This is a genomic window from Mycobacterium sp., assembly GCF_050701675.1.
GTDB lineage: Bacteria > Actinomycetota > Actinomycetes > Mycobacteriales > Mycobacteriaceae > Mycobacterium.
In genome coordinates this window covers 1-7,903 of sequence record NZ_JBOGDD010000738.1, presented here as the reverse complement: position 1 = coordinate 7,903, position 7,903 = coordinate 1, and the positions used below count along the sequence as shown (strand labels likewise).

Below are 7,903 nucleotides of genomic sequence, written 5' to 3'. Positions count from 1 at the left end.
CAGGAACCGTCGGCTCACACGATGCCACCGTCGTGACCCGGTTGAAGGAAGCCGGCGGCCTGTTTCTCGGTAAGACGAACGCCCCGGAGTTCGGCTACTACGGAGGCGCCGACAGCCATCTCTACGGTCCCACCCACAACCCGTGGAAACACGGACACACCGCAGGCGGTTCCAGTGGCGGAGCGGCCGCGGCGGTGGCCTCTGGACTCGGGCCGTTGGCCGAGGGGGCGGACGGTGCGGGCTCGGTGCGCATCCCGTCGGCGATGTGCGGCGTGGTCGGATTCAAACCCTCGCTCGGCCGCATCCCGCACACCCTTCTCGACGGACGGCATTACACCCACGTCTTTCACGGGCCGATCACCCGCACCGTCGCTGACGCGGCGTTGATGTTCTCGGTCATGGCCGGCCCATCGGACTCCGACCCGAACAGCGTGCCGGACGACGGAGTCGACTACGCGAGGGCCGTCGAGGGTGACATCACCGGGTGGCGGGTGGCCTGGTCGTCAGACTTGGGCCTCGGCCATGTCGACCCCGAAGTGGTGGCGGTGTGCTCAGATGCGGTGCGCGCCTTCGAATCCCTTGGCGCCGTAGTCGAAGAAGCCACGCCCGATTGGGGGCACCCCGAGGAAGCCATGTGGAAGGGCTTGTGGGTTCCCGGCTACTCGTGCGAGTACGACGTGCTCGATTGGAAGACGATGAGCGGTCAGGTTGACGACCAGCTCATTGAGATCTTCGCTCAGGCCGAAACCCTGACCGCGGTCGAGATCGGCAGGGCAGAGGCGTTCCGTGGCAGGATGTGGGACACGTTCAGTGAGTTCATGCGGACCTACGACATCCTGGTCAGTCCCACCTTGGCGACTCCCACCTTTCCGCTCGATCGGTTTGCTCCAGAGTGGCTCGATGGCCAGTCGCTACAACGCCAATTGCTCGGCTGGTTGCTCACCTACCCCTACAACATGACGACGACCCCGGCAATCACCGTCCCCGCGGGCTTCACCAGCGACGGCAAGCCCGTCGGGCTGCAGATCGCCGGGCGGCACCGAGCAGATGCCGCCGTCCTGCGCGCCGCGGCGAACTACGAGGCCGCGCGGCCTTGGTCGAACGCCAAGCCCTCGCTGTAAGGGAGGCCGGAGAACGGACCCTGAAACGCCGAACCCCGGCCGGAACATCAGTCCGACCGGGGTTTCGGAACTTCGACGGTTAACTGTCAGATCCGGAACTTCCGCTTTCACCGTTGGAGCCACCGGGTCCGCCCGCGCCGCCTTCGCCACCGTCGCCGGGCTTTGCATCCGACGGGTTATTCGCCTTCGCGGAGCTACCGTTGCCGCCGCGGCCGCCAGGCGAGAAGAAGCCGCCGTTACCGCCCTTGCCGCCGGAGCCGCCCTGCGACTTCCCGTCCTTCGCGTGGGCCTCACCGCCGACTCCGCCTGCGCCGCCGCCACCCCGGAGAACCCCGGGTCCGCCGCGGCCGCCGTGGCCGCCGGTGGCAGACCCTTCGTCGGCCTGGGCCTCGCCGCCGTTGCCTCCAGCGCCGGTGGAGCCAGCGATCGTTCCGCCGCCGTTACCGCCGGCTCCGCCACCTGCGGTTCCATCGTCGGTAACCGCTTCACCGCCGTGTCCTCCAGCGCCGCCATGGCCGATCACCGATCCGCCACCATTGCCACCGGCGCCACCGTTGGAGCCGTACGTCGGCTCGCCGGTTCCGCCGCCGGAGGCATCCCAGCCGGTCGCGTCGCCACCGTGGCCGCCTTCGCCACCCTGGCCGGTGACCGCCACGCCGCCTTCACCGCCATTGCCTGCGACGGTGATCGCATCGCCGTGCGTGATGGCGTCGCCGCCCCTGCCGCCGCCGCCGCCGTCGCCAAGAAGACCTGCGGACCCGCCCTTGCCGCCGTTGCCGGAGGTCGCGTCCCCCGTCTCGGATTCAGCGAGGCCACCGAGACCGCCTGCGCCGCCGTTGCCCGCCAGGAAGCCACCACTGCCGCCTGCGCCGCCATCGGCGGCACGGACGTCGCCGACGCCCGTGGCGTTGCCGCCCCAGCCGCCGGCACCTCCGCTTCCGATCAGGAGGCCGCCGTTGCCGCCGTTGCCGCCTGCGCTCGCTTCGTGAATCAACGCACCCGTGGTCGTGTCGTAGGTGGCACTCAAACCCTGTCCGCCAGCGCCACCGTTACCGATGAGTCCTGCGCTGCCACCGATTCCGGCAGCGTGGAAGACGCCGCTCTCATCGATGTAGGCCGCACCGCCGGCACCGCCGTTGCCCCACAACAGGCCGCCGTTGCCGCCCGCTTGTCCGGGGGCGCCGTCGATGCCGTTGCCGATCAGTAGGCCTCCGGGGCCGATGAGTCCGAGGAACGCGCCGGTGGGGGTGTACAAGGCTGCCCGCACCTCGCCGCCTGCAGCCGGTGCCGCTGACTGGCCCGGTTGCCCCGTTCCGCCGGTCTGCAGTCCGCTGGTCGCGAACGCGGTGGGTCCGAAGGATTGCGAGTAGCCGGGGCTGCCACCGTGGCCGTTGCCACCGGTGCTGCCGCCGGACGTGTCACCGGTGTTACCGCCACCCCATGCTGCTCTGCCAGGCTCGGCACTGCGGATGAACACGACGACGACCGGTGCGCTCATGCCAGGTGTCGCCACGAAGCTCGGCGTCGACGCGAAGCGGGCGCCAGACACCGATTGGGCGAATCGCGCCAACTCGACCGATCCACTCACCGTCTTGACAGGTGTTGCGGGGCTGCTTTGCCCCGCTGGTGCCGCATGGTCGAGTGGGTCGAGGGGAACGACGTTTGGCGCGACTAGCACGCCTGCGGCCATGGCGGCGGTGAGCATTGCGGTTCTCATCTGACGGTCCTCCCCGACGAGTCAAAAGTTGTCTGAAAATGCATATCGATGACATGTAGCTAGCGATTGACATCGCTGCCAGTAGGTATACACCGTTCTCCAAGCTTTGGATAGATCTTCGCTGAAACTTTCCAATGGTTCTGAAGTAGCACGTCACATGGCCTGAACCGATGCCCCCAGCAAGTTGCGAGAACGACGCGTCGCCGCATGAACCTTTCTAAGCGGGCAACATCATCAGAGTTCACTACGAATTTGCCATATCCGACACATGATGCGTCGTTGTGGTCGCGGTACCGTCCGTTGCCCGAGTCCGCAGGGGGTTACCAGGAGCCCTTCCGCGGTCGAACGCCAAGGCCGCGCCGTAAGGGAGGCTGCAGAGTTGCGCTTGCCGGAAGCCGTCGAGGTGGGTTGGCCGCGCCGCCTCCGCGGCGCTCGACGTCAGCGACGAGACGGGCCCATCGCACAATCAGCAAACTATTGACAATTTGCTGGATCTGAGTCGCCGCCAGGTACTTCCGAGTGAAACAAGCATCTGGTGAACCCCAACCTCGGGCTCGGCCCGGTGAAGGCGTACCTGGCCTATCGCCGGAAGACCAAGCTCGCGCACCTGTAGACCGAAGTCTTGGCGCGGTCCATGGAGCGGGCGACGGGAATCGAACCCGCGTAGCTAGTTTGGAAGACTAGGGCTCTACCATTGAGCTACGCCCGCGTTAGCACTGCATGGGAGACTGTACCGGCGCCGCCGTATTCAAATCCAATTGATGGCGTTGCGAGGTCAGCCCGTAGTATTCCGACGGCAGTGAAGCACGGGGTGTAGCGCAGCTTGGTAGCGCATCCGCTTTGGGAGCGGAAGGCCGCAGGTTCAAATCCTGTCACCCCGACCGGACAAACGACACCACGTCGACGAAGACACAGACATGCAAGGAGCAACGCCGTGAAGAGCACCGTCGAGAAGTTGAGCCCGACCAGGGTTCGCATCAACGTGGAGGTGCCCTTCACTGAACTGCAGGGCGACTTCGACCAGGCGTTCAAGGAGCTGGCCAAGACGATCCGCATGCCAGGGTTCCGGCCGGGCAAGGTTCCCGTGAAGCTGCTGGAATCGCGCATCGACAAGCAGGCGATGCTTGACCAGGTGGTCGGCGAGGCCGTACCCGCGCGCTATAGCGAGGCCGTTGCCAGCTCGGAAGTGCAGCCGCTCGGGCAGCCCGAGATCGAGGTCACCAACAAGGAGTACGGCGCCGACCTGACGTTCACCGCCGAGGTCGACGTCCGGCCCGAGATCACGCTGCCCGACCTGTCGGCGCTGGCGTTCACGGTCGACCCCATCGAGGTGTCCGACGAAGAGGTCGACGTCGAGCTACAGAACCTTCGTGCCCGCTTCGGCACGTTGACGGGCGTCGAGCGGGCCGCCGAGGAGGGCGACTTCGTCTCGATCGACCTGTCCGCGACCGTCGACGGCGAGGACGTTGCCGAGGCCAAGACCGAGGGCCTATCCCACGAGGTCGGCTCGGGTCAGCTCATCGAGGGTCTAGACGACGCCATCAAGGGTCTGAAGGCCGATGAGACGCGCGTGTTCCCGACCAAGCTGGTCGCTGGCGACCACGCCGGCCAGGAGGCCCAGGTCACGGTCACCGTCAAGTCGATCAAGGAGCGCGAGCTTCCCGAGCCCGACGACGAATTCGCCCAGCTGGCAAGCGAATTCGACACGATCGAGGAGCTCAAGGAGAGCCTGGTCGATCAGGTGCGCCAGACCAAGCGCATCGGTCAGGCCGAGCAGATCCGGGACAAGGCGCTCGAGACCCTGCTCGAGCAGGTCGAGGTGCCGCTGCCGGAGGCCATCGTTCAGGCTCAGGTCGACGACACCGTCCACAACGCGATCCACGGCCTGGACCACGACGAGGCGAAGTTCGAAGAGGCCCTCGTCGAGGAGGGCAGCAGCCGCGAGGAGTTCGACGCCGACAACCGGTCGAACGCCGAGAAGGCCGTCAAGACCCAGCTGCTGATGGACACCATCGCCGACGAATTGGACATCCAGGTCGGCCAGAACGACATCACCGAGCGCCTGGTGCTGATGTCGCGTCAGTACGGCATCGAACCGCAGCAGCTTCTGCAGGTCCTGCAGCAGAACAACCAGCTACCCGCCATGTTCGCCGACGTCCGTCGCGGCCTGACCATCGCGGCGCTGGTGCACGGCGCCACCGTCACCGACACCGAGGGCAACGAGGTGGACACGACGGAGTTCTTCGGCCCGGCCACACCGGCGCCAGACGCCGAGGAAGCCGTCGCCGACGAGGTCGATGAGGACGCCGACGACGAGGCTGAGGCCGACGAGGCCAAGTGACGCTGTGAGCGAACGCGCGCCCGCCGGGGAGTGCTCGCCGCGCAGGTTTCGTTAGTGTCAGTGAACGAGTACGCAAACTCGAGAAAGCAGGTAAATCAGTCGTGACTGACATGCGTTCGGGCGCGTCGGGGCTCAACCTCATCGACTCCGTCTATGAGCGGTTGCTGGCCGAGCGGATCATCTTCCTGGGAACCCAGGTCGACGACGACATCGCCAACCGGCTCTGCGCACAGATTCTGCTGCTGTCGGCCGAGGACCCCACCAAGGACATCAACCTCTACATCAACTCGCCCGGTGGCTCCGTCACCGCGGGCATGGCGATCTACGACACGATGGTGCTCGCGCCGTGCGACGTCGCGACGTACGCGATGGGTCTGGCCGCGTCGATGGGCGAGTTCCTCCTCGCCGCAGGCACCAGGGGCAAGCGCTACGCGCTGCCGCACGCGCGCATCATGATGCACCAGCCGAGTGCCGGCATCGGCGGTAGCGCGGCGGACATCGCGATCCAGGCCGAGCAGTTCGCGCTGACCAAGAAGGAAATGAACCGGCTCAACGCCGAGTTCACCGGTCAGACGCTCGACCGCATCGAGACCGACGCGGACCGCGACCGTTGGTTCACGGCGCCCGAGGCGCTCGAATACGGCTTCGTCGACCACATCATCACCCACGCCAACTTCAACGGGAGTGCCTCATGACGCAACCTCAGGCGCGCTACATCCTTCCGTCGTTCATCGAGCACTCCAGCTTCGGCATGAAGGAGTCCAACCCGTACAACAAGCTGTTCGAGGAGCGCATCATCTTCCTCGGCGTGCAGGTGGACGACGCCTCGGCGAACGACATCATGGCGCAGCTTCTGGTGCTGGAGTCGCTCGATCCCGACCGCGACATCACCATGTACATCAACTCGCCCGGCGGCTCATTCACCTCGCTGATGGCGATCTACGACACCATGCAGTACGTGCGGGCCGACATCCAGACGGTGTGCCTCGGTCAGGCCGCATCGGCCGCCGCGGTGCTGCTCGCGGCCGGCACGCCCGGCAAGCGGCTGGCGCTGCCCAACGCGCGGATTCTGATCCACCAGCCCGCCGTCGGCGGAGCCATCCAGGGTCAGGTCTCCGACCTGGAGATCCAGGCCGCCGAGATCGAGCGCATGCGCACGCTGATGGATACGACGCTGGCCCGTCACACCGGCAAGGACGCCGCGGTCATCCGCAAGGACACCGATCGCGACAAGATCCTCACCGCGGCGGAAGCCAAGGTATACGGAATCATCGACACCGTCCTGGAGTACCGCAAACTGTCTGCACAGCCGGCTTGACCCGTCGCGCCGTGATCGGGGTTTGTTCCGAAACCGCTCCGCGGTCGGCGTGGGTACCGTGGTCTCAGAACGGTTGCGACGACGACACGCCAGCGGTGAGGGGCGCGTTGCGGCGGGCCACCGGCGTTGGCAGGGGATATGTTCTCCATCAACGCAGGCAAATATCAACGGCGCTATTCGGCTTTATCGGTCGCACGGTGCCAGAACATACGGGTAGCGTCGGGAGCACACCCGAGGTGATCCACCAAACCGGGACATACCGACGGCGATCAGGAAAGTAGGGCCGCAGGAACAATGGCGCGCATCGGAGACGGCGGCGACCTGCTGAAGTGCTCGTTCTGTGGAAAGAGCCAAAAGCAGGTCAAGAAACTCATTGCGGGCCCCGGCGTGTACATCTGCGACGAGTGCATCGACCTCTGCAACGAGATCATCGAAGAGGAACTCGCCGACGCCGACGACGTCAAACTCGACGAGCTGCCCAAGCCCGCGGAGATTCGCGAATTCCTCGAGGGCTACGTCATCGGTCAGGACACCGCCAAGCGCACGCTGGCCGTCGCGGTCTACAACCACTACAAGCGAATCCAGGCTCAGGAGAAGTCACGCGACTCACGCGCCGAGCCCGTTGAACTGGCCAAGTCCAACATCTTGATGCTCGGTCCCACCGGCTGCGGCAAGACCTACCTGGCGCAGACGCTCGCCAAGATGCTCAACGTCCCCTTTGCGATCGCCGACGCCACGGCGCTGACCGAGGCCGGCTACGTCGGTGAGGACGTCGAGAACATTCTGCTCAAGCTCATCCAGGCAGCCGACTACGACGTCAAGCGCGCCGAGACCGGCATCATCTACATCGACGAGGTCGACAAGATCGCCCGCAAGAGCGAGAACCCGTCGATCACGCGCGACGTCTCCGGTGAAGGTGTCCAGCAGGCGCTGCTGAAGATCCTCGAAGGCACGCAGGCCTCGGTTCCGCCGCAGGGCGGCCGCAAGCACCCGCATCAGGAGTTCATCCAGATCGACACCACCAACGTGTTGTTCATCGTGGCGGGTGCGTTCGCCGGTCTGGAGAGGATCGTGTCCGACCGCGTCGGCAAGCGCGGTCTCGGCTTCGGTGCCGAGGTCCGCTCGAAGGCGGAGATCGACACGCAGGACCACTTCGCCGAGGTCATGCCCGAGGACCTGATCAAGTTCGGCTTGATACCGGAGTTCATCGGCCGTCTGCCGGTCGTGGCGTCGGTGACCAACCTGGACAAGGAATCTCTGGTCACCATCCTTTCGCAGCCGAAGAACGCGTTGGTCAAGCAGTACGCTCGGCTGTTCGAGATGGACGGTGTCGAGTTGGAGTTCACCCCCGACGCGTTGGAGTCCATCGCCGATCAGGCCATCCACCGTGGCACCGGTGCCCGTGG

At 65.8% G+C, this 7,903-nt stretch carries 6 protein-coding genes and 2 tRNA genes; 6 read left to right on the top strand and 2 right to left on the bottom strand.

Annotated elements, in window-relative coordinates:
• The coding region (locus ACRDUX_RS22665) for an amidase (RefSeq protein WP_526416718.1) at nucleotides 1-1,121 on the top strand (1,121 nt) is incomplete at its 5' end.
• Nucleotides 1,122-1,200: 79 nt separating this feature from the next.
• Here ACRDUX_RS22665 and ACRDUX_RS22660 read toward each other — a convergent pair.
• Both ACRDUX_RS22660 and ACRDUX_RS22655 read right to left on the bottom strand, forming a co-directional pair.
• Complete coding sequence (locus ACRDUX_RS22660; protein WP_526416716.1) at nucleotides 1,201-2,838, bottom strand: PGRS repeat-containing protein; 1,638 nt, start codon at nucleotides 2,836-2,838, stop codon at nucleotides 1,201-1,203.
• A gap of 635 nt (nucleotides 2,839-3,473) precedes the next feature.
• Nucleotides 3,474-3,547 (bottom strand) — tRNA-Gly (locus ACRDUX_RS22655).
• Between the two features lie 98 nt (nucleotides 3,548-3,645).
• Here ACRDUX_RS22655 and ACRDUX_RS22650 point away from each other — a divergent pair.
• From ACRDUX_RS22650 to clpX, 5 genes are all read left to right on the top strand, one after another.
• Nucleotides 3,646-3,719, top strand: a tRNA-Pro gene (locus tag ACRDUX_RS22650).
• Between the two features lie 53 nt (nucleotides 3,720-3,772).
• A complete protein-coding gene (gene tig, locus ACRDUX_RS22645; protein WP_526416714.1) occupies nucleotides 3,773-5,179 on the top strand; it encodes a trigger factor in 1,407 nt (468 codons plus the stop codon).
• A 110-nt stretch (nucleotides 5,180-5,289) separates the two neighbouring features.
• Complete coding sequence (locus ACRDUX_RS22640) at nucleotides 5,290-5,874, top strand: ATP-dependent Clp protease proteolytic subunit (RefSeq protein WP_284230794.1); 585 nt, start codon at nucleotides 5,290-5,292, stop codon at nucleotides 5,872-5,874.
• Nucleotides 5,871-6,497, top strand: a complete 627-nt coding sequence (locus ACRDUX_RS22635) for a ClpP family protease (protein WP_526416712.1) — start codon at nucleotides 5,871-5,873, stop codon at nucleotides 6,495-6,497. Before ACRDUX_RS22640 ends, ACRDUX_RS22635 begins: the two co-directional genes overlap by 4 nt.
• Nucleotides 6,498-6,791: 294 nt before the next feature.
• Nucleotides 6,792-7,903: ATP-dependent Clp protease ATP-binding subunit ClpX (gene clpX / locus ACRDUX_RS22630; RefSeq protein WP_526416710.1), on the top strand; the 1,112-nt coding region annotated here is incomplete at its 3' end.

Bases quoted from the DNA above. Each gene is read 5' to 3' on its own strand.
- ACRDUX_RS22660 (WP_526416716.1), bottom strand. From the start codon at position 2,838: ATGAGAACCGCAATGCTCACCGCCGCCATGGCCGCAGGCGTGCTAGTC.
- ACRDUX_RS22640 (WP_284230794.1), top strand. From the start codon at position 5,290: ATGCGTTCGGGCGCGTCGGGGCTCAACCTCATCGACTCCGTCTATGAG.
- ACRDUX_RS22635 (WP_526416712.1), top strand. From the start codon at position 5,871: ATGACGCAACCTCAGGCGCGCTACATCCTTCCGTCGTTCATCGAGCAC.